At 47.0% G+C, this 23,979-nt stretch carries 21 protein-coding genes and 1 pseudogene; 7 read left to right on the forward strand and 15 right to left on the reverse strand.

The genetic code is table 11. The annotated features are described in order from the left end of the window. Positions 1 to 20 precede the first annotated feature (20 nt). Positions 21 to 722: a pseudouridine synthase gene (locus AC6I8Y_RS11245; protein WP_498020204.1), complete on the forward strand. Its 702-nt coding sequence runs from the start codon at positions 21 to 23 to the stop codon at positions 720 to 722. A 35-nt stretch (positions 723 to 757) separates the two neighbouring features. Here the strand turns inward: AC6I8Y_RS11245 and kdsB are convergent, their stop codons facing one another. The 5 genes and pseudogenes from kdsB to AC6I8Y_RS11270 all read right to left on the reverse strand — a co-directional run bounded on the left by kdsB (position 758) and on the right by AC6I8Y_RS11270 (position 6,477). Continuing rightward, entirely contained in the window at positions 758 to 1,510 is a 753-nt protein-coding gene (gene kdsB, locus AC6I8Y_RS11250) for a 3-deoxy-manno-octulosonate cytidylyltransferase (RefSeq protein ID WP_498020206.1), read from the reverse strand. Continuing rightward, positions 1,511 to 1,690, reverse strand: a complete 180-nt coding sequence (locus tag AC6I8Y_RS11255) for a Trm112 family protein (RefSeq protein WP_498020207.1) — start codon at positions 1,688 to 1,690, stop codon at positions 1,511 to 1,513. It lies immediately after the preceding gene. Further along, positions 1,671 to 2,694: pseudogene (gene lpxK / locus AC6I8Y_RS11260) on the reverse strand (tetraacyldisaccharide 4'-kinase). The gene AC6I8Y_RS11255 and the pseudogene lpxK overlap by 20 nt, the downstream one beginning before the upstream one ends. Further along, positions 2,694 to 4,445, reverse strand: a complete 1,752-nt coding sequence (msbA, locus tag AC6I8Y_RS11265; RefSeq protein ID WP_234495532.1) for a lipid A ABC transporter ATP-binding protein/permease MsbA — start codon at positions 4,443 to 4,445, stop codon at positions 2,694 to 2,696. The pseudogene lpxK and the gene msbA overlap by 1 nt, the downstream one beginning before the upstream one ends. Positions 4,446 to 4,476: 31 nt before the next feature. Then, positions 4,477 to 6,477 carry a DNA internalization-related competence protein ComEC/Rec2 gene (locus AC6I8Y_RS11270; protein ID WP_498021501.1) on the reverse strand — a complete coding sequence of 667 codons (2,001 nt, stop codon included), beginning with the start codon at positions 6,475 to 6,477 and terminating at the stop codon, positions 4,477 to 4,479. 75 nt (positions 6,478 to 6,552) lie between these two features. Between AC6I8Y_RS11270 and AC6I8Y_RS11275 the strand changes: the two genes are divergently transcribed. Both AC6I8Y_RS11275 and AC6I8Y_RS11280 read left to right on the forward strand, forming a co-directional pair. After that, on the forward strand, positions 6,553 to 6,720 hold the full coding sequence (locus AC6I8Y_RS11275) for a hypothetical protein (RefSeq protein WP_498020208.1): 168 nt from the start codon (positions 6,553 to 6,555) through the stop codon (positions 6,718 to 6,720). 43 nt (positions 6,721 to 6,763) lie between these two features. Continuing rightward, entirely contained in the window at positions 6,764 to 7,273 is a 510-nt protein-coding gene (locus AC6I8Y_RS11280; RefSeq protein WP_042476794.1) for a DUF2062 domain-containing protein, read from the forward strand. A gap of 162 nt (positions 7,274 to 7,435) precedes the next feature. Here AC6I8Y_RS11280 and lolE read toward each other — a convergent pair whose 3' ends face one another. The 3 genes from lolE to lolC form a co-directional block, all read right to left on the reverse strand. Then, entirely contained in the window at positions 7,436 to 8,617 is a 1,182-nt protein-coding gene (gene lolE, locus AC6I8Y_RS11285; protein ID WP_498021503.1) for a lipoprotein-releasing ABC transporter permease subunit LolE, read from the reverse strand. 71 nt (positions 8,618 to 8,688) lie between these two features. Further along, entirely contained in the window at positions 8,689 to 9,384 is a 696-nt protein-coding gene (gene lolD / locus AC6I8Y_RS11290; RefSeq protein ID WP_042476787.1) for a lipoprotein-releasing ABC transporter ATP-binding protein LolD, read from the reverse strand. Beyond that, the gene (gene lolC / locus AC6I8Y_RS11295) at positions 9,377 to 10,585 is read right to left on the reverse strand and encodes a lipoprotein-releasing ABC transporter permease subunit LolC (RefSeq protein WP_394151655.1); all 1,209 of its coding nucleotides are present in this window, start codon (positions 10,583 to 10,585) and stop codon (positions 9,377 to 9,379) included. The genes lolD and lolC overlap by 8 nt, the downstream gene beginning before the upstream one ends. A 175-nt stretch (positions 10,586 to 10,760) precedes the next feature. Between lolC and AC6I8Y_RS11300 the strand changes: the two genes are divergently transcribed. From AC6I8Y_RS11300 to AC6I8Y_RS11315, 4 genes are all read left to right on the forward strand, one after another. Beyond that, the gene (locus AC6I8Y_RS11300; protein ID WP_252011661.1) at positions 10,761 to 11,330 is read left to right on the forward strand and encodes a PilZ domain-containing protein; all 570 of its coding nucleotides are present in this window, start codon (positions 10,761 to 10,763) and stop codon (positions 11,328 to 11,330) included. 6 nt (positions 11,331 to 11,336) lie between these two features. Continuing rightward, positions 11,337 to 14,792 carry a transcription-repair coupling factor gene (gene mfd / locus AC6I8Y_RS11305; protein ID WP_498020209.1) on the forward strand — a complete coding sequence of 1,152 codons (3,456 nt, stop codon included), beginning with the start codon at positions 11,337 to 11,339 and terminating at the stop codon, positions 14,790 to 14,792. Between the two features lie 127 nt (positions 14,793 to 14,919). Then, entirely contained in the window at positions 14,920 to 15,732 is an 813-nt protein-coding gene (locus AC6I8Y_RS11310) for a peptidoglycan binding protein CsiV (protein ID WP_394151659.1), read from the forward strand. 75 nt (positions 15,733 to 15,807) lie between these two features. After that, positions 15,808 to 16,362 carry a GNAT family N-acetyltransferase gene (locus AC6I8Y_RS11315; protein ID WP_394151661.1) on the forward strand — a complete coding sequence of 185 codons (555 nt, stop codon included), beginning with the start codon at positions 15,808 to 15,810 and terminating at the stop codon, positions 16,360 to 16,362. Positions 16,363 to 16,453: 91 nt separating this feature from the next. Here AC6I8Y_RS11315 and ptsG read toward each other — a convergent pair whose 3' ends face one another. The 7 genes from ptsG to fabF form a co-directional block, all read right to left on the reverse strand. Then, the gene (ptsG, locus tag AC6I8Y_RS11320) at positions 16,454 to 17,887 is read right to left on the reverse strand and encodes a PTS glucose transporter subunit IIBC (RefSeq protein ID WP_394151663.1); all 1,434 of its coding nucleotides are present in this window, start codon (positions 17,885 to 17,887) and stop codon (positions 16,454 to 16,456) included. Between the two features lie 454 nt (positions 17,888 to 18,341). Beyond that, entirely contained in the window at positions 18,342 to 19,109 is a 768-nt protein-coding gene (locus tag AC6I8Y_RS11325) for a TatD family hydrolase (RefSeq protein ID WP_498020210.1), read from the reverse strand. 114 nt (positions 19,110 to 19,223) lie between these two features. Then, a complete protein-coding gene (gene holB / locus AC6I8Y_RS11330) occupies positions 19,224 to 20,186 on the reverse strand; it encodes a DNA polymerase III subunit delta' (protein ID WP_498020211.1) in 963 nt (320 codons plus the stop codon). Between the two features lie 8 nt (positions 20,187 to 20,194). Beyond that, a complete protein-coding gene (gene tmk / locus AC6I8Y_RS11335; RefSeq protein ID WP_394151669.1) occupies positions 20,195 to 20,827 on the reverse strand; it encodes a dTMP kinase in 633 nt (210 codons plus the stop codon). Next, a complete protein-coding gene (mltG, locus tag AC6I8Y_RS11340; RefSeq protein WP_498020212.1) occupies positions 20,824 to 21,840 on the reverse strand; it encodes an endolytic transglycosylase MltG in 1,017 nt (338 codons plus the stop codon). The genes tmk and mltG overlap by 4 nt, the downstream gene beginning before the upstream one ends. Next, on the reverse strand, positions 21,834 to 22,640 hold the full coding sequence (gene pabC, locus AC6I8Y_RS11345) for an aminodeoxychorismate lyase (RefSeq protein ID WP_394151673.1): 807 nt from the start codon (positions 22,638 to 22,640) through the stop codon (positions 21,834 to 21,836). The genes mltG and pabC overlap by 7 nt, the downstream gene beginning before the upstream one ends. 82 nt (positions 22,641 to 22,722) lie before the next feature. Further along, on the reverse strand, positions 22,723 to 23,964 hold the full coding sequence (gene fabF, locus AC6I8Y_RS11350; protein WP_042476763.1) for a beta-ketoacyl-ACP synthase II: 1,242 nt from the start codon (positions 23,962 to 23,964) through the stop codon (positions 22,723 to 22,725). Positions 23,965 to 23,979: the final 15 nt, after the last annotated feature.

Consider the following 23,979-nt stretch of genomic DNA (forward strand, 5'->3'; position numbering starts at 1 on the left):
ATTTTTGCAAGGTAGTTAACATGACGATTAAAACAACGCGTAAGGGCTCCCAACGTGTTTCGCGTTCTTCATCGAGTCAATTCAAACAAAAAAGTCATGGTCAAAGGGCGAATCAAAAACGTCGTTCAGGCAACCCAAAGCGGACCGAAAAGAAGCGACCTGCCCCGAGTGAAAGAAAAGTGATTCTGTTCAATAAGCCCTACGACACCTTAAGTCAGTTTACTGATGGGGAGGGAAGAAAAACGCTCGCAGACTACATCCCGATAAAAGATGTTTACGCCGCAGGCCGACTTGATCGCGATAGCGAAGGTTTAATGGTGCTGACCAACGATGGCGTCTTGCAGGCAAGACTCACGCAACCTCAATCAAAGTCTGAAAAGACCTATTGGGTGCAAGTCGACGGTGATCCATCCGAAACAGAGTTAGACAAGCTAAGAAGTGGCGTGACGCTGAAAGATGGGCCGACACTTCCTGCCAAAATCGAACGCATGGACGCCCCTATGGTTTGGGAGCGACACCCTCCTGTGCGTTTTCGTGCGAATATTCCAACGACTTGGTTAAGTGTCACTATCATTGAAGGGCGAAATCGTCAGGTGCGCCGTATGACCGCACATATTGGTTTCCCGACGCTTAGATTAATTCGCGCGAAAATGGGGAGGTTCAGCCTAGATGAGTTGCAACCTGGCGAATGGAAAGAGATCCCTGTTACGCAGCTAGACTAAAAAAACGCCGTTGATTCCAGCGGCGTTTTCAAACATTACTTCGACAAAAGTACTCGCACTTTATCAAGATCTTCTGGCGTATCGACACCTGCAGGGGGAGCCTCTTTTGCTAGTTCGACGTGAATACGCTCACCATACCAAAGCACACGGAGCTGCTCTAGAGATTCAATCTTCTCAAGCGCACTTGGCGCCCAATTGATGTAGGTGTTGATAAAGCCTGCTCGATACGCATAAATGCCAATATGGCGCATTAGAGGGCTTGTCGCAGTCGACTTCGGCTCTGAGGCGTACGCATCACGATCCCAGGGAATGGTGGCACGACTGAAGTAAAGGGCGAAGCCATTTTGGTCGGTGACAACCTTTACAGCATTTGGGTTGAATACCTCTTCCTCATCCTCAATCGTTACACCAAGCGTCGCCATCGGCGCCTGGCTCGATTGCAGATTGTCCGCGACCTGCTTAATAATACTTGCCGGTATTAACGGCTCATCGCCTTGAACATTCACGATAGTGTGTTCAGGCTCAATGCCCATTAGCTCAACCACTTCCGCTAAGCGTTCAGTGCCCGATTGATGATCTGGGGAGGTCATACAGACTTCTCCACCAAATGCTTGAACCGCTGATTCAATTCTCACGTCATCAGTGGCAACAATGACTCGGTCAGCACCCGACTCAACAGCACGCTCATAAACATGCTGCACCATTGGTTTGCCGCAAATGTCTGCCAAAGGCTTACCTGGAAGACGCGAGGAGCTATATCGAGCTGGGATGATAACCGTGAATGCCATCTATCGACCCTCTTCCATGCTCATCTGTCTTGCTTCAGGTTCAAGCAACACTGGAATCCCTTCTTTGATTGGGTAAGCCAATCGGTCTAGCTTACAGATAAGCTCCTGTCTATCTTTGTCGAATGTTAGCTTCCCTTTACATACTGGGCATGCCACGATCTCAAGCAGTCTGTGATCCATAACTTTCTATTACCTTATTGATTTCTAGAAGTATTTGCTGGCTATCTTGCTCGGTAAATTGAGCTGACACTGGCAAATACCACCAATTGTCCTTTGAAAACGAGCGGCATTTCACCGCATCTTTCTCTGTCATAATGACATTATCGACACCCACACTGAGTTCGGCGAGCTTCTGGGCATCAAACGCTTGATGATCGGCAAAGCCTTGTGTTTTGGCCAAGCTTGCGCCCAACTTTTCTAAGGTGTCAAAAAAACGTGGAGGGTGTCCGATGCCAGCGAATGCGGCTAACGAACCCAACTCAGAAATGGATGCGGTTTTTCCCGTCACTAGATTCACGGCTGTGTCCGGACAAAGGACAAAACGCTTTTCTGAGTTTATTTGTAATTGCTGCGAATTCGGTCCGCCGTTGACGACTTTAAGGTCAACCTCATCTAGCCTAGAAAGCGACTCTCTCATCGGACCCAACGGGATGGCTTGCTGGTTGCCAAAGCGCCTTACCCCATCGATTACGATGATTTCAAAAGCGCGGTCGAGTGCGTAATGCTGGAGCCCATCATCGGTGATAATGACATCGACACCCAATGACTCAAGCTGTTTCGTTGCATTCGCTCTAACCGGGTCGACACAAACGGGAACTTGAGTGCGCTCGAAGATTAGCTTTGGTTCATCGCCACACTCTGAGGGTAACGTCTCAGAGGTCACCATTAATGGATAATGCGCTGCTTTACCACCATAGCCTCGAGAAACAACACCGGGGCGCTTGCCTTGGCGTACCAAGTGCTCAACCAACCAAACAACCATGGGGGGTTTTTCCATTACCACCGGCAGTAATATTACCCACAACGATAACGGGCACCTTGGCTTTGTAGCGAGGTTTACTCCCTGATTCGTAAGCGCGACGTCGACGAGTACTCACCAACAAGTACAGTTGGCTTAGTGGCCACAGCAGCGGCCACAATATAAAGCGAAGTGGATGATTACCGAACCACAGTTTGTCTATCACTAGTGATCACCAAACTGGATTTTGTGTAATTGCGCATACGCACCTTGATGCTCAATTAGGGTCTTATGGTCGCCTCGCTCGATAATTTCACCTTCGTCAACGACAAGAATTTCATCCGCTTCTTCAATAGTGGATAGACGGTGCGCAATCACCAGCACTGTTTTATCTTTCTGAAGCTCATCAAGAGCAGACTGAATGGCTCGCTCAGATTCAGTATCGAGCGCCGATGTTGCCTCATCCAAAATAAGGACAGGCGCATCTCGAAGCAAGGCACGCGCGATAGCGATACGTTGACGCTGACCGCCCGAAAGGCTTGCACCGTTCTCGCCTATCACGGTATCTAAACCGTCATCAAGGTTATTAATGAACTCCATAGCATGGGCCAAGGTTGCGGCATGCTCAATTTGCTCACGAGAATACTGACCATCTGTCGCGTACGCAATGTTATTGGCAATCGTATCGTTGAACAGGTGAACGTTCTGAGAAACCAGCGCAAAGTGCTGACGGAGATTGGTTAGCTTAATATCTTCGATATTGTGACCATCCAGCTCGATAGTGCCACTATCGACATCGTAGAAACGAGTAAATAGGTTAGCAATAGTACTCTTACCAGAGCCCGAACGACCGACCAGTGCAAGCGTCTTACCAGCAGGTAGATCGAAGCTTACATTGCGCAGGGCGGGCTTTTCGCTACCTTCATAAGTGAAGGTCACATCTTTAACCGACAGTTCACCCTTAGCTCGTGTGATTTCTTTGGTCCCATTATCGCGCTCAGTGTCCAAATCCATGAGATTGAACAAAGTTTGGCTCGCAGCCATACCACGTTGGAAGTCAGCCGTCACACCGGTTAGGGCTTTCAGAGGACGCATCAATGAGAACATTGCTGAGAAAATAACAGTAAAGGTACCCGCCGTAAGCTGCTCACGAACTTCATCAAAACTAGCTAGGAAAAGAACGGCAACTAACGCCAATGAGGCGATCATTTGAATTACAGGGTTAGCAATCGCCGATGCAGCAACCATTTTCATGGTTTGCTGACGCATTTGATTACTCATTTCATCAAAACGCGTTTTCTCGATTTGTTGACCACCGTAACTCAGAACAACCTTGTGTCCCTTTAGCATCTGCTCTGCCGAAGTCGTCATATGACCCATTGAGGTCTGCATGTTGACGGAGATCTTGCGAAAACGTTTGGAAACCACTTGAATCGCCCACGCAACAACTGGCGCGACGACGAGCAGCACGAGCGATAACTGCCAACTGCTCCAAAACATCAAGACTAGCAGGCCGATGATACTCGCACCCTCACGAACGATACTAACCAGCGAGCTACTCGTCGCCCCTGCAACCTGTTCTGAATCATAAGTTATGCGAGACAGCAAACCACCCGTTGACTCCTTGTCGAAAAAGGAGACCGGCATATGCATAAAGTGGTTAAATATCCCTCTTCTGAGGTGCATAACCACCTTGCCAGAGACCCAACTTAAGCAGTACGTCGAGACAAAACCAGATAGTCCGCGGATAAACATCATGCCGAGAATAATCAGAGGTAGAACCTTCAAGAAATTGGACTCTACATCACCAAAGCCTTCATCCAAAAGCGGCTTTAAAAGCGATATCATGTACGTATCTGCGACCGCATTGATAATTAGTGCGACAACCGCAACGGCTAGACCCGTTTTATACTCACGAATGTAAGTCCATAAACGCTTAAACGTCTGCAGCGTTGTTTCATCTTGATTTTGCGACATAATTCTTTATCGATTTACTTTATCTATCCTCTCATTCTACTCTGCTTCGTAACATCTGCCTATACCAAGGCGCTAGGTAATCTGACCTCGCGGTGGAAACGATGATTTCTTGACCAATAAACTGGAATGAGACTTGTCCGGTTCGCCCAGTTTCATACCAAATACTGCCATTGTTTTGATATTGTTCTCGAACGACTGGACTGGGCAATTGCCACCTTGAATCAAACTGGTTCGATGCCACTGCATAGTCAGCATCTATCGTTTGATGAAGATATCTTGAAGAAGATGTTTTGCTGCCATGGTGAGGCACGCTCATCACATCAATAGATAGAGGTTCAAGTTCACGAGAAAGAAGGATTTCACTCACCTTCTCTATATCGCCCGTCAGCAGCAAACGGTATGTTCGATCTGTTTCTTGATACGTGACTAAGATTACACAGGAATGAGGATTGTAAGCGCGTGTCACTTTTGCAGGAGGCCACAACACCTCAAAGTCAACGGCGCCCCATTTCCATCGTTCACCTCTGATACAAGAGTTGACCTGACTACCGCCCTCTGGACGACGTATCCACCTTGGGGCCATGTTCTGTTTTAGGTCAGCTTCACCACCCGCATGGTCATTGTCGGCGTGGCTCAAGATCAAGCCTTCCAGTCTCTTTACTCCTAACGCCCTAAGATTTGGAATCAGCACTACTTCAGCCATCGAAAAGGTAGGGGTCGCCCTTCCTGTGTCGTAAACGACCGCTTCGTCACCCTGAACAATCGCTACTGACAATCCATGGCCCACATCGAGAAAGTGAACACTGACTTTCTCTTCTCGATGCATCATAGAATATTGAACTGCGGACACTAAAAACACTACCGTAATCATCGAAGTAGAAAGCCACTTGAAACACAGAACGATCACCAACAAGACAACCACGAACATCAAGTCATTGTGAACTATCGGGGTCCAAAACGAGGACGCATAGGGAAGTAATAAATCTAAGGGTAGCAGCGCTTGATCGAGTAAAAACCACAAACAATCTGAACTGAAACCCATCATATTGATGGCAGCCGCTAATAGGGTGAGCGGGACAATACAAAAACTAAACCAAGGTACAAACACAAAGTTGTATGCGGCACTGAGTAGTGGTATGCCATGAAACAGGAAACCGATTAATGGGATAAAAAGCCCCGACAACACCAAGTGTAGGCTTACAATCGCTATCACACCTCGCGTTTTACCTAGTAGGGTTAGCGTCAGTAGCAATGCGCCGACTGCAAAAAAAGAGAGCCAAAAGCTCATGCTCGCAGCGGAAAAAGGAACCAATGTCAGGACGACAGCTGCGCTAACCAACAGCACCATGAGTCGATGAATTCGCACTTGCGTTAATAGTAGTAGCGATAAAATTCCAAGCATTATCAAGGCGCGAACCGTTGAGATTGCGAAAAAACCGAGTGCGCAGTACCAATACGCGAATAGCAAACCAATACTCAATGACCAGAATTGGCCACTGTGAACCAGATTTGAACCTAGCTTATAGGGCAGAACCAACTTGAGAAACGACATAAGCGACTTCGCTACCCAATACCCCATTCCGAAAATGACACCAATATGCAAACCAGATATCGCAATTAGGTGCGAGAGGCCGCTTTGCTGTAAGGACTTTCTTTGCTCTATTGGTAGCATGCTTCGATCGCCGAACACCAGCGCGAGATACAAACCTTGAAAAGGACTGTTTTCTGTTGCTGCTTTCACGGCGTCATGAGCGTTTGCTCGCCAGTGATATTTAGAAACAGAAAAACTATGCTTTTTATTGGCTAAAGTAGCAATACCGACTATACCTTGAGAAAAAGCATGTTTCTCGCGGTCAAATCCTACTTGATTAAGGACGCCAGATAGGCGCTTAAGCTGAATAGGTCCAAAGAACGTGGCCCCTGCTTCTAATGCAAAAGGCGTTCTGAGGCGAACTTTAGGTGCCTTAAATGAAGGGATTGGGTGTCCGTTAATAGCCGTTATCGTTGCATGTACTTCATAGCCATGACTTATTTTTTAAAATAGCTGTCAACTCGTGCTTTTATGGTAATATCTGTGCCAAATCGGAAAAGTACCTCGGATTGGTACTTGAAAAGATTCCCTTGTATCAAAGCCACGGACATTGCGGCGAATACTGCTGACAGCACCCAGCGACGCTTTAGCAAACAGGCGATGCATGTACAGCATGTAGGAATTAACCAGAAAATACTCGGCATCTCAGGCCACCATACAGCGCTAATCATCACTAACGAGTAGCTGAGTGGGACTGCGATACCTGTTAACAGAGCCATATTTCCCTATGCCAAGAAAGTTCATTAAACGTTTCATGCCTGATCACGAGATGATCAAAAAACAAAAGGCATTGAAAGTGTTCGGCAACCTCCTCTACAACCCGAACTTATGGTGTCTAAACCGTCGCTCTGCGGCAGGCGCTTTTGCTGTCGGTCTTTTTATGGCTTTCGTACCACTTCCTAGCCAAATGATCATGGCAGCCGGACTCGCTATTCTTTTCGGCGTCAACCTGCCGCTATCGGTCGCTTTAGTGTGGATCAGTAATCCTGTTACCATGCCGGTACTGTTTTACTTTGCCTATAAGGTGGGCGCGTTCTGTATGAACACTCCGCCACAGCCCTTTCACTTTGAACTATCGTGGCAATATCTATCAGACCAGATGAGCACCATAGGTCCCCCTTTCCTACTGGGCTGTGCGATCTGTGGCACCGTGGCCGCCATAGCCGGTTACTTTGGAATACGAGGACTTTGGCGATATTCAGTGGTTCGTAGCTGGCAACAACGCTCAACACGTTAAACGTATCTTGGCGGCAAAACAAAACACTCGAGCCGTTGTGCGATGAACCACCAACTCGGCTGAAACTGATAAGTTTGTAAGCATTAAAAAAGGACCACATCAAGTGGTCCTTTTTGCTATCTGGACAAGGGGAAATCACTACCTCGTCGTTTCGTCTAATCTCTACTTGGCACTCAGGACTGTGGCTGGATTAAGCTGACTCGCTTTCATCGCAGGGTACCAGGTTGCTATCAAGCTGAGTAATGTCGCAGTCCCAGAAACCAAGAGCACGTCATTCCAAATCAATTGTGACGGCAGAAAATCGACAAAGTAGATGTCTCCAGACAAGAACTGATGCCCGAGCAAGTTTTCTAATCCAGATACAATTGGCGTTAAATTAAGTGCAACGAGGCTGCCCAATATGCCTCCAATCACACTACCAACGACGCCAGAGAATACGCCTTGCCAAATAAAGATACGCTTAATCAGGCCATCACTCGCCCCCATAGTACGCAGAATAGCGATTTCGGAAGCGCGATCTTTTACCGCCATCATGAGCGTCGACACAATATTGAAGCAAGCGACACCGATAACCAGAACCATCACTAAATACATGATAGTTCGTACTAACTGGATATCGCGATACAGAAATCCATACTTCTGCTTCCAGCTACGAAGGTAAACGTACTCCGTTAGCGTATTACCGATTTCGCGGACAATGAGCGGTGCATCAAACACATTGTCTACCTTTATGGAGACGCCAGTGACGCTTTCTCCAAGCCTCGCATAACCTTGCGCATCCTCAAGTGGGACTATGGCTAGGCTGTGATCGATCTGTCCGTTAAGCTCAAGTAATCCCGTGACTTTTACTCGCACTCGTCTTGGCGACTGAACCTTACTGGTATCTCCAGTCGTTGGGATCATCAAGGTCACATAATCACCAACGGAGACCCCGACTTGCTGCGCGACGCCCTGCCCTAATATAACTTGCTGCTCACCCGGTTTAAACGCGTTCCATGACTGCTCTGAAACGAAGCTAGGCAACGTCGACACCTGACTTTCTAGCTCAGGTGTCACGCCTCTTAGCTCAACCGCTTTGAGTTGACTCCCCTTTTCAACGAGAGCCGTCAGTCTGACATAGGGCGCAGCGCCTTCAACACGTTTGTGGTTGAGCGAGGCATCGACGACATTCTGCCAGTTTTGAATCGGTGCATTCACACCTTCAAACTCACCATGGGCGATAACCGACAGTACCCGGTTTTTAAGTTCACGTTCAAAGCCGTTCATGGCAGAAAGACCAATCACAATAACCGCTACACCAACTGCGATGCCAACGATTGAAGACATGGAGATGAACGACACCATTTTGTTACGCTGCTTGGCTTTGCTAAATCGCTTACCAATGAAAAACGATAGTGACACGATTGCTCCTCGTCTTACGCGCTGACTGTCGCTGCATCCACCAGCAGACCATCTTGCATATGTAGTTGTTTGTCCATCTTCGAAGCGAGCTCATTATCGTGTGTGACAACAAGAAACGCAGTGCCATACTCGCGATTCAGAGTTCTCATCAAATCGTAAATAGACAGCGCCGTTGCATGATCCAAGTTACCAGTCGGCTCATCTGCGAGCACGAGATCGGGCTTGTTGACCAAGGCTCTCGCAATTGCCACACGTTGACGCTCACCACCAGACAACTCTGACGGTCTATGGTCGAGTCGATGCTGTAACCCTACTCTTTCAAGAAGCTCTCTGGCTTCTTGTTTCGCACTGCTCACTTTGGCACCGCCGATAAGTAGTGGCATTGCAACATTCTCTACAGCGGTAAAGTCACTTAAAAGATGATGGAACTGATAGACAAACCCTAGATGCTGATTGCGAAGCTTAGCTTGCTGATTACTTCCCATATCTAAAAGAGACTGCCCTTGGAATTCAACACTGCCTTCTGTTGCCTCATCCAATGCACCCAATACATGAAGCAGAGTTGATTTACCCGAACCGGACGAGCCAATAATGGACACCAGTTCACCACTAGCGATGTCAAAGCTGACCCCTTTCAATACCTCAGTATCAACAGCGCCGTCGTGGTAGGTTTTGCGAATATTACGACACGCGATTAACGGATTACTCATATCTAAGGGCCTCTGCGGGTTTCACTGACGATGCTCGGTAAGAAGGGAATAACGTCGCGGCTAAGCTGAGCAACACGGCACACACCACGACGACAATAATTTGATAAGGGTTGATGACCACTGGCAGCTGACCGCCAAAACTAAACAGTGCGACGCCCATTGCATCAAGCAAGCTATTTAGATTGCTTGCCAAAATCACACCTAACACGCCACCGACAATCGCACCAACTGCGCCACTGCTGGCGCCTTGAACCATAAAGATACACAGCACTTGTCTGTCACTCATTCCTTGGGTCTTAAGAATGGCAACCTCTGACTGCTTCTCCATGACGACCATAATGAGCGCTGAAATAATATTAAATGCGGCAACTCCGATGATAAGCCCCAACATCAGTCCCATCATGTTTTTCTCCATGCGTACCGCTTGGAACAACTCTCCGCGCTGCTCACGCCAATCACTCCAACTCCAGCCTTCTGGTAGTGGTTGTTCACTGAGCTGGGAAACCACAAACGGGTCATCGAAAAACAATCTCCAGCCACTCGCTTGATTCGACTTATAGCGCATCAGCTTGGCGGCATCAGAAATATGCGTCACGACCAACTGACTATCGACATCCGAACCGGTACTGTATAAACCCGCTACCGTAAACATACGCTGACTCGGTATTCTTCCAAGTGGCGTATACTGGCTCGCGCTTGTGACCATCAAACGGACTTTGTCACCCACCCGTACATCCAGTTCACGCGCAAGGCTATGACCCAACAACACCTGGTATTTACCCGCAGCTAAGCGCTCGACACTGCCGCTGACAATTCTCGAACGAATAGGATCGTCGCTGTTAGGCTCAATACCGATCATGAGTGCAGCAGAGAGCCCTTGATGACTCTGCAGCACAGCTTCACTGCGTACAATAGGTACTTCCGGTTGGCTGGACGGATAAGCGGACAGAAGCTCCGTCGGTTTGTTATCAAGATCGACACGACCCGATTCATGACTGATTACCGCTTGGGGCAATACGCCTAAAATGCGACCTTTGAGTTGGGCTTCAAACCCGTTCATCACTGATAGCACAGTCACAAGCGATAAAACACCAATGGTGATACCGGCGGTGGACATATAGGAAACAAATCGACTGAATCGGTCGCCAGAACGACCTCTGAGGTAACGCAGTCCAATAAATATTGGCAAGGGGTGAAACATAGTGTTCGCCATAGAAAGAAATCTACCAGTTAATGTAACCAGAAAAGTGTCAGGGTTGTAGCCCTGGATGTCATTTTCCTTTTAAATTACTGACTTTTGCGGAATTCATCTGCCCTTTTCTTGATAACTCACGTATACCCAGAGATAATTAATGGATGTTAATTAGGGAAAAATTATGCAGCAAGACGACTTCTTCACCGTAAATGGACCGCTTAAGGCGAACATTGAGCCACTCAAAGTAGGCTCTGCACTCCCTGAATTAACGGACTATATTGCCGAGATTCCCGCTTCTTTTGTCGCATCGAGTGAGTTTAGTCAACTAGACCAAAAAACAGATGCCGCGCAGCACGAACTCAACCAACACAATTTAAAACACGTCGCAGAGTTGATCGAGCAGCAAAACAACAAGCTGAACCTTCTACTCAATTACATGATTGCTCAGCAAGATGAGCCTGCGCTAAGGCACATTACCAAAAGCTTCGGTGCCAGTCAGTTGACCTACATTAGTCGCGATGAACTTCAACTAGGACAGTACACTAGACTCAAACTGTTTCTCGATCACCCACCTTCAGGTGTCTACTGCTACGGTGAAGTGACCAACATAGAACATCAAGATGAAGGTTATCTCGTGACACTTTCATTCGTTCGTATTCTTGAAGAACACCAAGATCTACTCATAAAAGCAGCCTTACACCAGCAACAAAAACTGCTGCGTCAACGCTCGCTAGACAGAGAAAAAAACTAATACGTTATGAGCTATTCTCCCCTACTTCCACTCAATGCCCCACAAGGCAAAGGTGACAAAAAACACTTAGGTAACCTAATAGGTGGCGCACTTGCGCTATCGATCGGTGAACATGCCAGTGCGCATAAGCAGCACACCTTATTGGTGGTCCCCGATCCACAAATGGCCTTAAAGCTTCAAGGTGAGCTCGAACAGTTCTACTGTGGCGATGTAGCACTATTCCCCGATTGGGAAACGCTCCCTTACGACAACTTCTCGCCACACCAAGATATTATCTCTGATCGTATCGCTCGCTTGTATTCCCTCCCTCAGCAGGGCGCGGGCATAACGATAGTTCCGGTCAGCACTTTGCTACAAAGACAGAGTCCAAGAGACTTTTTGTTGCAACACACACTCATGGTAAAAACGGGCGATCTATTCTCTCTCGATAAGCTAAGAGTGCAGCTTGAAAACTCTGGATATCGCCATGTTGACCAAGTCTTTGGACCAGGTGAATATGCCAGCCGAGGTTCGATTCTCGACCTTTTCCCGATGGGAAGTTCAGCGCCCTATCGTATCGACTTTTTCGATGATGAAATCGACACGATTCGAACCTTTGATCCAGAAAATCAGCGCTCCATCGAGGATATTGAAGAGATCCGTCTTCTTCCGGCACATGAGTTCCCAACAACCAAAGATGCCATTGAAGAGTTTCGTACCCGCTGGCGTCAGCAATTTGATGCGAGACGTGAGCCAGAGTCTGTGTATATGCAGGTCAGTAAAGGCACGTGGCCTGCTGGTATTGAGTATTGGCAACCACTGTTTTTTGACCATACCGAGACCTTGTTCGACTATATCAGCGAAGAATCTAAGATCGTCATGGTGGGTGATATTGAAAGTGCCGTCGATCACTTTTTGGCTGATGTCGATACGCGTTTCGAACAAAGAAAAGTCGACCCACTGCGCCCGCTACTCGAACCTAAGGCGCTGTGGCTCGAAAAAGACGAGTTCTTTGCTCAGCTAAAACAATACCCTCAACTCCAATGCCATATCGAAGAAGTTGAACAAAAGGCAGGACGTGACAATACGCCAGTTCAAGCTCTTCCTGACATCACGGTTCAACATCAGTTAAAAGAGCCGATGGCGCAAATTCGTCAGTTCACTGAGCAGTTTACGGGCAAGATCATCTTCTCTGTTGAGTCAGAAGGCCGACGTGAGGCGCTTTTAGAACTGTTGCACCGAATCAAGCTTCGTCCTGTCGAGCAATCTAGCTTGCACGATGCACTAAAAAGCAATGAGCGCTTTACCCTGATTATCGGACAGTGTGAGCACGGATTCAGCTTCCGAGATAAGTTTGCATTCATCTGTGAGAGTGACATGCTTGGCGATCGCGTTATTCAGCGTCGCAAAAAAGAAAAGCGCTCGATAAACAGTGACACTGTCATACGTAACCTCGCTGAGCTCAAACCGGGACAGCCGGTGGTACACATCGACCACGGCATCGGCCGCTATGTGGGCTTACAAACCCTAGAAGCCGGTGGCATGACGACCGAGTACGTGACGTTAGAATACCAAAACGACGCCAAGCTCTACGTACCAGTGGCCTCTCTGAACCTTATAGGACGTTATTCAGGTGGCGCTGAAGAGTCCGCACCGCTCCACAAACTCGGTGGTGAAGCTTGGGCGAAGGCGCGCCGCAAAGCCGCGGAGAAAGTTCGAGACGTCGCTGCAGAGCTACTTGATGTCTATGCTAAGCGAGAGCTTAAGCCAGGCTACAAGTTTAAACTGGATCGCGACCAATACGCGACATTCAAGGCTGGATTCCCGTTTGAGGAAACCGATGACCAAGCACAGGCAATCAATGCGGTCATGTCAGATATGTGCCAGCCAAAGGCAATGGACCGACTCGTCTGTGGTGATGTTGGCTTTGGTAAAACAGAAGTCGCCATGCGTGCTGCATTTGTATCAACCGACAATGGTAAGCAGGTAGCGGTATTGGTCCCAACGACACTACTTGCACAACAACACTTTGAGAACTTCCGCGATCGATTTGCAAATCTGCCTATTCGAGTCGAGGTACTGTCACGCTTTAAGTCGGCGAAAGAGCAAAAAGCCATTCTTCAAGATGTGGCTGACGGCAAAGTAGATATTGTAGTCGGCACGCACAAGCTATTATCAAGTGACATCCAGTTTAAGGACCTTGGGCTACTTATCGTCGATGAAGAGCACCGCTTTGGCGTTCGTCAAAAAGAGAAAGTGAAAGCCATGCGTGCGGATGTGGACATCCTTACTCTCACCGCGACACCGATTCCGAGAACACTCAATATGGCCATGAGTGGAATGCGTGATCTTTCAATCATTGCCACCCCGCCTGCTCGCCGCCTTGCTATTAAGACCTTTGTTCGACAAAGCGAAGACAGTGTAGTGCGAGAAGCGATACTGCGTGAGATCATGCGTGGTGGTCAGGTTTACTTCCTTCACAATCAAGTGGAAACCATAGAAAAAGTCGCAGCCGATCTTGAAAAGTTGGTCCCAGAAGCACGAGTAACCGTTGCACATGGCCAAATGCGTGAACGCGAGCTAGAGCGCGTCATGAATGACTTCTATCATCAGCGCTTTAACCTGCTAGTCTGTACGACGATCATTGAAACGGGTATCGACGTTCCGACCGCGAACACAATTATCATGGACCGCGCAGACAACCTAGGTCTGGCCCAGCTTCATCAGCTTCGTGGACGAGTGGGTCGCTCCCATCATCAGGCCTACGCTTACCTTCTGACGCCACATCCAAAAGCCATGACCAAAGACGCCGTGAAGCGTCTCGATGCCATTGCTTCATTGGAAGATCTTGGCGCTGGATTCACGCTCGCGACTCACGATTTAGAGATCCGCGGCGCAGGTGAACTGTTGGGTGACGAGCAAAGTGGTCAGATTCAATCCGTTGGCTTCTCACTTTACATGGAGATGCTAGAGCAAGCGGTAGAGGCGTTAAAAGAAGGCAAAGAGCCATCATTAGATGATCTCTTGCGCGAGCAGACCGAAGTTGAACTTCGTATTCCAGCCTTGCTCCCTGATGATTATATTCCTGACATCAACACACGTCTGTCAATGTACAAGCGTATTGCTAGCGTGGGTAATGAAGATGAACTGAATGAACTCAAGGTTGAGCTTATCGATCGATTTGGTCTTCTTCCGGACGCCGCCAAACACTTGCTTGAAGTCGCTAAAATGAAACTTCGTGGTGGTGACCTTAAAGTGAAGAAAGTAGAAGCCCATGAGAAAGGCGGCTATATTGAGTTTTATCCAGACGCTGACATTAACCCAGCCTTCTTGGTTAAACTACTTCAAGCGCAACCAACCAAGTTTGCAATGGAAGGACCAACGAAATTCAAGTTTATCGAAACGTTGACCGACCGCCGTAAGCGTTTGAGCTACCTAAACAGCATGCTGGATGAATTTGAAGCGAATCGAATGCCAGCTTAATTTTATGACTAGGTAGAGACTTGCCGAAACATAATGAAGGCGAATGCCACAAATTGTTTCGGCAACACTTTGTATTAATTGATATACTGGGTCCCACTCATCGACAGTGGCCATCTATGGAGAAACAATGAAAAAGCTGATCCCACTGCTAATGCTATTGGTTTCGATGCCAAGTTTGGCACAGAGACAATTTGACATAGAAGTGATCGTTTTTAAGCGCGCCGTCAATCCTGAAAAGGTCAATGAGTCATGGCCAAATGATATGCCAGACATCGACTTTAGTCGCGCTGGTTCCCTAAATGATTCAAGCTACCGTGCGTCTAAGGGGGTCCAAGCACTTCCGTCGGCTTCTTACCAGCTAAATGATGAAGTGGCTAAGCTACGTAATCACGCAGGTTACACCGTTCTAATGCACAAAGCATGGCGTCAGGGTGATAATGGCAAAGGCTCTGCTCCGGTTTTCCGATTCCGCGCAGGCAAAGACTTTTCCACTCAGTTTTATCCAGATGGCTCTGAAAAGGGAAGCAGCAGTAACACCTCTTCACCTGTAGATGGTGTAACGGAAGTCGCTATTGATAAGCCATTGTACGAGCTAGATGGCAAGCTACAAATCTACGTGCAGCATTACCTGTATGCCGAAGCTCAGCTTGACCTGAAATCTCCAAGTACCAAGCAGATTATCGTCTCCGCGCCTATCGATGAAACACCAGCTGATGCAATAGAGTCTAACGCTTTATCAGAGAACACAGCATCTGACGATGTCCAAGACAGCAATGTTATCGCTGGTAACTTAGCCTCTATCGAGCCGCAACGCGAGACACTTACTTTCTTAAAAGATTACCGCCTCGACCAAAAGCGTCGCATGCGCAGTAGTGAAACACACTACCTAGATCATCCACTGATGGGGATGATCATTCAGGTGAGACGCGTACAAAACTAACGCCAACTCACAGTTAAAGGGCTCGCTAACGCGGGCCTTTTTTATATGCGCATGACTTAGGTTTATACTTTAGCTATGAACACCAATTACACCATCTACACCAAACGGCTTTGCCTGCGCCTTCTGACGCCAGATGAAGCGCCTATACTTGCAGACACCATATGCACCTCTCCATCACTTCATCAATGGATAGATTGGTGTCATTCAGAATTTACTGAGTCCGAAGCACTCGACTTTATCGGAGCAACACGCGTTAACTGGGTTAAAGCTAACGCCTTTGGCTTTGCCATTTTCACAAGAAGCGACAATGAATTTCTTGGAATGGTCGCGCTCAACGAGTTCTACCACACCTTCAACATGGGCAGTCTTGGTTATTGGATGAAAGACAAAGCTCAGCAGAAAGGATACGCGGTAGAGGCTATGGAAGCATTAGTAGAGTTCGCTTTTGCCCACCTGTTGCTCACGCGCCTAGAGATAGTCTGCGACCCAGCCAATGAACCAAGCTATCGATTTGCAGAAAAGCTTGGTGCCACCTTCGAGTGCCTTGCGAAGAATCGTTACATCTTTAACGGCAAGCCGCGTGAAGGAATGGTGTTTTCATTATTGCCATCTGAGTGGAGTCTGACTTAGCGCTAACTAAAAGAACTAGGCTCTAAAGACATTCATTCAGACGAAAAAAAGGGAAGCCTAAGCTTCCCTTTTCTAACTTTGGATTGAGGAATTAGCCGTGGTTACGAATCCACTCATCCATATCTGTTTTCAGGTTGTCTGACTTAGTACCGAAGATAGCTTGAACACCACCAGATACTACAACTACACCTGCTGCACCAAGTTGCTTAAGCTTGTCTTGGTCAACGATTTCAGTGTCAGCTACTGCAACACGTAGACGTGTGATACATGCATCTAGACCTGTGATGTTAGCTTTGCCACCGAATGCTGCTACTAGTTCACCAGCCATTTCGTTGCCAGATACTGCTGCGCCTGTTTCTTCAGTCTCGTCTTCACGACCAGGAGTCTTAAGGTCCATCGCAGTGATTACAGCGCGGAATACGAAGTAGTAGATTGCAGCGTATACTAGACCAACACCAATCATCAGACCAATCTTCTGAGAGTTACCAGACAGAACTAGGAAGTCGATTAGACCGTGCGAGAATGAAGTACCGTGTACAAAACCTAGAGTGTTCGCAACAACGTATGCAGAACCAGCTAGTAGAGCGTGAATTCCGTATAGTACTGGAGCAACGAATAGGAATGAGAATTCGATTGGCTCAGTGATACCTGTTAGGAACGATGTTAGAGCAGCAGAAGCCATGATACCCATAACTTTCGCGCGGTTCTCTGGTTTAGCACAGTGTGCAATAGCGATTGCAGCAGCTGGTAGACCGAACATCTTGAACATGTAACCACCCGCTAGCTGACCGAAGCCATTACCAGCAGCACGAGACGCTTCGTCTGCAACTAGGTAACAAGTTAGTACGCCGTTTTGAGTTTCGCCTGCAGCGTTCACACAAGTACCAGCTTCGAAGAAGAATGGTACGTTCCAAACGTGGTGTAGACCGAATGGGATTAGAGAACGCTCAACAACACCGTAGATACCGAATGCTAGTTGTGGGTTTTGCTCTGCAGCCCAGTGAGAGAATGCACCGATAGCAGCACCGATTGGTGGCCATACGATAGATAGGATGATACCTAGTGCAATAGCAGTGAAACCAGTGATGATTGGCACAGCACGCTTACCAGCGAAGAAGCCAAGGTATTCTGGAAGTTGAATCTTGAAGAAACGGTTGAATGCCCAAGCAGCCACACCACCGACAAGGATACCACCTAGTACACCTGTATCGATTTTTTCAACGCCCATAACACCAGCCATTACGCTAAGCGTAGCGGTCATGATGCCGTAACCAACGATAGCTGCAAGACCTGCAACACCGTCGTTGTTAGTAAAGCCTAGTGCAACACCTACAGCAAATAGCAGTGCCATTTGGCCGAATACTGAACCACCAGCTTGTTCCATTAGGTTTGAAACCACATCTGGAATGAAGCCTAGGTTAGCAGCACCTACCCCAAGTAGAATACCTGCAACTGGTAGTACCGATACTGGTAGCATCAGAGACTTACCAACTTTTTGCAGGTTAGCAAAAAGGTTCTTAAACATGTTTATGCTCCTGATAAAGTTATTAGTATTATGGGCTCTAACGGCACACCCCCGTAGCCTAAATGTTAGCACCCATAGAAAATGTAACCACGATTCGAATTATATTTTCTGCCTCTAAATATATCTTGATGACCCTCAAGGTTTCTACACACTTACGAAATTTAGTTTCAAAACTACGCATGGATCACGTTTCAACGTGGCTTGTGCAATGGTTTTCAGTGAGCGTAAGTAATTGATATATCGATAATAAATAATTACATCAATTAATTTTACGGGGTGAATAAAATACACTCTTAAGTTATTTTACGTAACATAATTACAGTTTGTGCTGAATCACTTCTTTTTTCTCAACAGATTTCGTTAACGTTAAATTTATTTGATGTTTTCAAATTTTTTCGACAAAAAAAGCGCAAACTGCGCCTTTTCTAATCGGTTGTATCTGAGTTGTTATTTCCTATCGCAAAAAAAGATCCTTATAGTTTTTGCTGGTTTTTTCTCCAACTTCCGAAAGCGATACCCCTTTTAGCTGAGCAATATAGGCAGCAACCTCCACTACGTAGGCCGGTTGATTCTCTTTGCCACGATGCGGGATTGGTGCGAGATAAGGAGAGTCTGTTTCAATAAGGAGCCTTTCAAGCGGTAATTGTTTCACGACCTCTTTAAGCTCTTTGGCTTGTCTGAAAGTGACAATGCCTGAAATGGAAATATAGAACCCGAGATCCATGGCTGCTTCAGCAAAAGCCAGATCCTCGGTAAAACAGTGGATCACACCTCCACACTGGTCCGCTCTACCATTACTAAGAATGGATAAAGTATCTTCACGCGCGTTTCTAGTATGGATAATTAGCGGTTTGTTGACATCCACCGCCACCTCAACCTGCTGCTCAAAACGCTTTTTTTGCAGCTCAGCCGTTTCCGGTTGATAGTGGTAGTCTAAACCCGTTTCACCAACAGCAACGACCCTGTCATTGGCAACGTACTTCTTAAACTGCTCCAAAGAAAAAGCACTCTCTACATCGAGTGGATGCACACCACAAGATGCCATGATTTCAGGGTATGGCTTGATTAGCTCCATCATATTTTGAAATGAGTCAAGCGTAACGCCGACAGATAAAAGCTTATCAACCTTGGCGGCTTTTGCTTTTTTAAGTACATCTTCGATGCCATCATGCAGCTCTTCATAGTTCAGCTTATCGAGATGGCAATGGGAATCTACAAACATAACGTCTTCTTCGTGCGTAAGAATTTAAAGGGACTGACAGCCCGATTCGGCTTCAGCAAATGAAAGCTCTCGGCATAATAATGAACAACTATGCCGAGGATAGTGAGCGTTAATTTAAGCGGTTAAGAAAGAGTATAGCCAATTAGTCACGAGTAACTCGGCATTTAGCCCGCTAGACTCGCTAAGTTGCTTTTTGAGCTCTGCCAAGGATTCAGATTGCTTGAACAAACTCTGATAGGAATATAACGATGCTAGTTGAGCAGCTTCAGGAATCATCTCGCCTTGGTCAAGACCTAAGGACTGCTTTTGAGCACTAGCCAATACCAACCACAACCATGAAAGCTGTTCATCAAAGGTGACGTCACTTTTCAAGAATACATTCATAAAGGCCGTTACGTCCGCATTACGATTCGTTACAGCACTTAGAAATGCCGAGAGCAGTGTATCTAACTCCTTTTCTCTACCCTGTTCTACGAACGATTTTATCGCTAAAGGCTCAGACTGACATAGGTAAGCAATTCGAAGAGAAATACGCTTTCCTAATTGTGCGCTGACCCAGTCAACAGATTGAGCTTGAGACGGAGCAGAAAGATGCCAAACCTCACATCGGCTGCGAATAGTGGGCAGCAAACGCTGGGCATGTTCTGTCGTTAGGATGAACACACAATTGCTAGGCGGTTCCTCTAGAGTCTTAAGTAGTGCATTGGCAGCGGAAACATTCATGCGCTCGGCTTGAGGCAGGATAATCAATCGATATCCACCAAACTGAGAAGACTCAAGAGCCCATTTATTCGCTTGTCTAATTTGCTCAACCGAAAGGTTCTTTTTATCTTTTTCAGGTTCAACGAAGTGAACGTCTGGGTGAGAATCAGAAGCGATCAGGCTGCAAGCATGACAAAAGCCGCACGGCTCAGAGACATCGTTCTGACACATTAAACCTGCGACATATCGCTCGACTAGAGCCTCGGGTCCCAAGCCAATCTTAGCTTGGATCAGCATTGCTCCTGGAATATGCTGCCTCTCAAGGTTCCCCTTGAGCTTTTGCCACAGATCAGCCTGCCATGGATAGTCCTGCATACTTGCTCCTACTGCGCGGCCAACCAAGCTTGCACAGCATGGCTAATGTCCGCTTGAACCGATTCCATATCTTGGCTTGCATCGATAATCACAATGCTCGAATCCGAATTTGCCAATTCTAAGTAGCGTTCGCGGGTGCGGTCGAAAAATGAAATATCCATTTTCTCAATTCGATCTAGCTCACCTCTACCACGTGCTCGCTCAAGACCGAGTCTTGGGTCAAGATCTAGATACAGGGTGAGGTCTGGTTTAAAGTCGCCAAGTGCGATCTCTTTAAGCGAAGACATAATATGCTTATCGATTTGACGACCACCGCCTTGGTAGGCTTGAGAAGAGAGATCATGTCGATCACCAATAACCCAAGAGCCAGACTCAAGAGCAGGCTTGATCACGGTTTCTAGCAATTGAATACGAGCTGCATAAATCAGCAGTAGCTCAGAGCGATCTTGAAGAATCTCCCCTTCTTGCTCTTCTTTTACCAAGGCACGCAATTTTTCAGCCAAGGCTGTGCCACCAGGCTCGCGAGTATTCTCAATAGAATCAATGCCTGCTGCTTCTAACTCAGAGCGTAACACACTGATTGCTGAACTCTTACCAGCGCCTTCTAGGCCCTCTATTACGATAAATTTGCCTTGGTTCATTTTCGACTTCTTAATTGTTTTAGATACTGTTGGACCGCGCGGTTGTGGTCTCTTAAATTCTTTGAAAAGACATGGCCACCTGTACCGCTAGCCACGAAATATAGATAGTTGCTGTCTTCCGGATTTACTGACGCCATGATAGATGCTTTACCAGGCATTGCAATTGGCGTTGGTGGTAAACCATTAATGACATAGGTATTGTATGGCGTTGCTTCTCGAAGATCTTTCTTACGAATGTTGCCATCGTATCTATCGCCCATGCCGTAGATCACCGTTGGGTCGGTTTGCAGGCGCATACCGATGTTTAGGCGATTAACGAACACAGACGCCACACGTTCGCGCTCTGATGGTACTGAGGTCTCTTTCTCGATAATAGATGCCAAAATCAAGGCTTCGTACTCGTTCTTTAGTGGAAGCTTATCTTGTCGCTGCTCCCAACTTTCCGAGAGTACCTTGTTTAACTTTCTGTTAGCGCGCTTTAAAATATCAAGGTCACTATCACCCACAGAGTAATGATAGGTTTCTGCAAGGAAGAGCCCTTCTAAGCGTTCGTGCTCGATGCCGAGCTCTTGCGCTATCGCTTTCTCGTCCATTTCAAGCGTTTTGTGCTCTAGGTAATCTGCATTAGCAAACTGTTCACGCCATTCTTTAAAGGTAGAGCCTTCAATGAAGGTAATCGCAAGTTGGAACTCTTTGCCCTCGATAACCGCGTCAATCGCCTCTTTAAACGTCATAGTCGGCTTCAGTTCGAATGTTCCAACCTTAATTTGCGTGAGCTCTGGATGGAATCGACGAACTAATTCGGCAAATGGCGTAGGCTCAATCCATTGATTACCCTCAAATGTCGCCATTAGCGTATTGAGACTGTTGCCGCGCTCTACGGTAATCAGTGTTGGCTCTTCAAGGTTCATAGGCTGGTTAACAAAATCCTGCACGCTATTTTTAACATGAACAAAGCCGCCTACTGCTACTGCAGCAAGTATGATGACGAGCAATAAAAACTTCTTTAGCACAGACTTAATTTCTCCTGAATCTGTTTTGTTATTGGGCCGATAGACAGACCAACTTCCCTAATTTTAGTGATGGGTGCAACCCCCAGAATACAATTGGTAACGAAAACTTCTTCGGCCGCAAAGAGATCTTCAAGGTCGAAGTGCCCAACGTTAACGCTAATGCCCAGTAACGTCAGCTCCTCAATCACGACTTCACGCATGACACCAGCAACTCCGGCAACACTAAGGTCTGGTGTAAACACTTGATTGTTGTTCACCCAGAATACGTTAGCCATAGTGGTTTCAATCACTTTGCCGTTAAAGTCGAGCACAATGCCATCAAGATGACCACTAGATTCAACATTTTCCTTAGCTAAGATCTGTTCCAGTCTATTATTGTGCTTGAGTCCAGCCAGCAAAGGATTATGCCCAAGTCGTACATCTGAGATTGATACTTCTAAGCCATTTTCACGAATTTCATGGTAGTTCGACGGAAAATCGAAGCTACTTACGGTAACAAAAGGACCTTTAGTTACCTTAGTACTGTAACCGCGACCACCTTGGCCGCGACTTACATGCAGTTTTATGCCAGCTTCACTTGCATCAGACACATGTGACTCGATCTCCAACCGCAGAGCATGCCAGTCTACCGGCGCGATCTTAAGACACATCAGCGCCTTTTCCATACGAGTGACGTGACGTTCCCACAACTGAAGTTTGCCATATCGCGTCAATATGGTTGTAAAGCAACCGTCACCGTATTGAAAACTTCTATCCGTGACCGCAACATGGTCAATCTTCTGGCCATTTCGCCAAAACATGTTGATTCCTTTAAATAACAAAACGGCTCAATGCTAAGCATCAAGCCGTTCGAATACAAGTCTCTTATGCGATTATCGCGGTTTACATCTTCTTGAAGATAAGCGAACCGTTAGTACCACCAAAACCGAATGAGTTACAAAGTGCATATTCCATATCCACTTTACGTGCGGTAAATGGCACTAAGTCAACATCACATTCAGGATCAGGGTTATCTAGGTTAATCGTTGGTGGAACAATTTGGTCAACCAAAGACATGATGGTAATGATAGCTTCAGCCGAGCCTGCAGCACCCAGTAGGTGACCTGTCATAGACTTGGTAGAAGAAACCAATACTTTCTTCGCGCCTTCCTCACCAAGTGCACGTTTAATGCCCTTGATTTCCGCCACATCACCCGCAGGAGTTGATGTACCGTGTGCGTTAACATAACCAATCTGTTCGCCAGTGATACCAGCGTCACGTAGTGCGGCTTCCATTGCAAGTGCGCCACCAGAGCCATCTTCGCTTGGAGACGTCATGTGGTAAGCGTCACCGCTCATACCGAAACCAACAAGCTCTGCGTAGATTTTAGCGCCACGGGCTTTTGCGTGTTCGTACTCTTCTAGTACCAACATACCTGCACCATCACCCAGCACGAAGCCGTCACGATCAACATCCCATGGACGAGATGCTTTTTGAGGCTCATCATTGCGAGTTGATAGCGCCTTCGCTGCGCCAAAGCCCGCCATGCCGAGTGGTGTAGATGCTTTTTCAGAACCACCAGCAACCATTGCTTCTGCATCACCATAAGCGATCATACGAGCAGCGTGGCCGATGTTATGTAGGCCTGTTGTACATGCTGTAGAGATAGCAATGTTAGGACCACGTAATCCAGCAAGAATAGAAAGTTGACCAGCAACCATGTTTACAATAGTCGAAGGGACAAAGAAAGGACTTACACGACGAGGGCCTTTCGATACCAACGCTTGATGTCCCGCTTCAATTAGGTCAAGGCCACCAATACCAGAACCGATAGCCACACCTACACGGTGTTGGTTTTCTGGAGTGACTTCAAGACCAGAGTCTTTGAGTGCGTGCATACCTGCTACGATGCCGTACTGGATAAACAAATCCATTTTCTTAGCATCTTTTTTAGACACGTATTCACTACCGTCAAAGTCTTTAACTAAGCCAGCGAAACGAGTAGAGAAATCGGTTGTATCGAAATGTTCAATATTTACGATACCACTCTTGCCTTCAAGAAGGGCTTTCCATGAAGATTCTACGCTGTTGCCTACCGGCGACAACATACCCATGCCAGTGACAACAACACGACGCTTGGACACGATTTTTTCTCCGGG

This window comes from Vibrio sp. KUL78, from assembly GCF_059725505.1.

What these genes read in the sequence shown, in the direction of transcription:
- AC6I8Y_RS11245 (WP_498020204.1), top strand. Translation starts at nt 21, where the DNA reads ATGACGATTAAAACAACGCGTAAGGGCTCCCAACGTGTTTCGCGTTCT.
- kdsB (WP_498020206.1), bottom strand. Translation starts at nt 1,510, where the DNA reads ATGGCATTCACGGTTATCATCCCAGCTCGATATAGCTCCTCGCGTCTT.
- AC6I8Y_RS11255 (WP_498020207.1), bottom strand. Translation starts at nt 1,690, where the DNA reads ATGGATCACAGACTGCTTGAGATCGTGGCATGCCCAGTATGTAAAGGG.
- msbA (WP_234495532.1), bottom strand. Translation starts at nt 4,445, where the DNA reads ATGTCGCAAAATCAAGATGAAACAACGCTGCAGACGTTTAAGCGTTTA.
- AC6I8Y_RS11280 (WP_042476794.1), top strand. Translation starts at nt 6,764, where the DNA reads ATGCCAAGAAAGTTCATTAAACGTTTCATGCCTGATCACGAGATGATC.
- lolE (WP_498021503.1), bottom strand. Translation starts at nt 8,617, where the DNA reads ATGGTGTCGTTCATCTCCATGTCTTCAATCGTTGGCATCGCAGTTGGT.
- lolD (WP_042476787.1), bottom strand. Translation starts at nt 9,384, where the DNA reads ATGAGTAATCCGTTAATCGCGTGTCGTAATATTCGCAAAACCTACCAC.
- lolC (WP_394151655.1), bottom strand. Translation starts at nt 10,585, where the DNA reads ATGTTTCACCCCTTGCCAATATTTATTGGACTGCGTTACCTCAGAGGT.
- AC6I8Y_RS11300 (WP_252011661.1), top strand. Translation starts at nt 10,761, where the DNA reads ATGCAGCAAGACGACTTCTTCACCGTAAATGGACCGCTTAAGGCGAAC.
- mfd (WP_498020209.1), top strand. Translation starts at nt 11,337, where the DNA reads ATGAGCTATTCTCCCCTACTTCCACTCAATGCCCCACAAGGCAAAGGT.
- AC6I8Y_RS11310 (WP_394151659.1), top strand. Translation starts at nt 14,920, where the DNA reads ATGAAAAAGCTGATCCCACTGCTAATGCTATTGGTTTCGATGCCAAGT.
- AC6I8Y_RS11315 (WP_394151661.1), top strand. Translation starts at nt 15,808, where the DNA reads ATGAACACCAATTACACCATCTACACCAAACGGCTTTGCCTGCGCCTT.
- ptsG (WP_394151663.1), bottom strand. Translation starts at nt 17,887, where the DNA reads ATGTTTAAGAACCTTTTTGCTAACCTGCAAAAAGTTGGTAAGTCTCTG.
- AC6I8Y_RS11325 (WP_498020210.1), bottom strand. Translation starts at nt 19,109, where the DNA reads ATGTTTGTAGATTCCCATTGCCATCTCGATAAGCTGAACTATGAAGAG.
- holB (WP_498020211.1), bottom strand. Translation starts at nt 20,186, where the DNA reads ATGCAGGACTATCCATGGCAGGCTGATCTGTGGCAAAAGCTCAAGGGG.
- tmk (WP_394151669.1), bottom strand. Translation starts at nt 20,827, where the DNA reads ATGAACCAAGGCAAATTTATCGTAATAGAGGGCCTAGAAGGCGCTGGT.
- pabC (WP_394151673.1), bottom strand. Translation starts at nt 22,640, where the DNA reads ATGTTTTGGCGAAATGGCCAGAAGATTGACCATGTTGCGGTCACGGAT.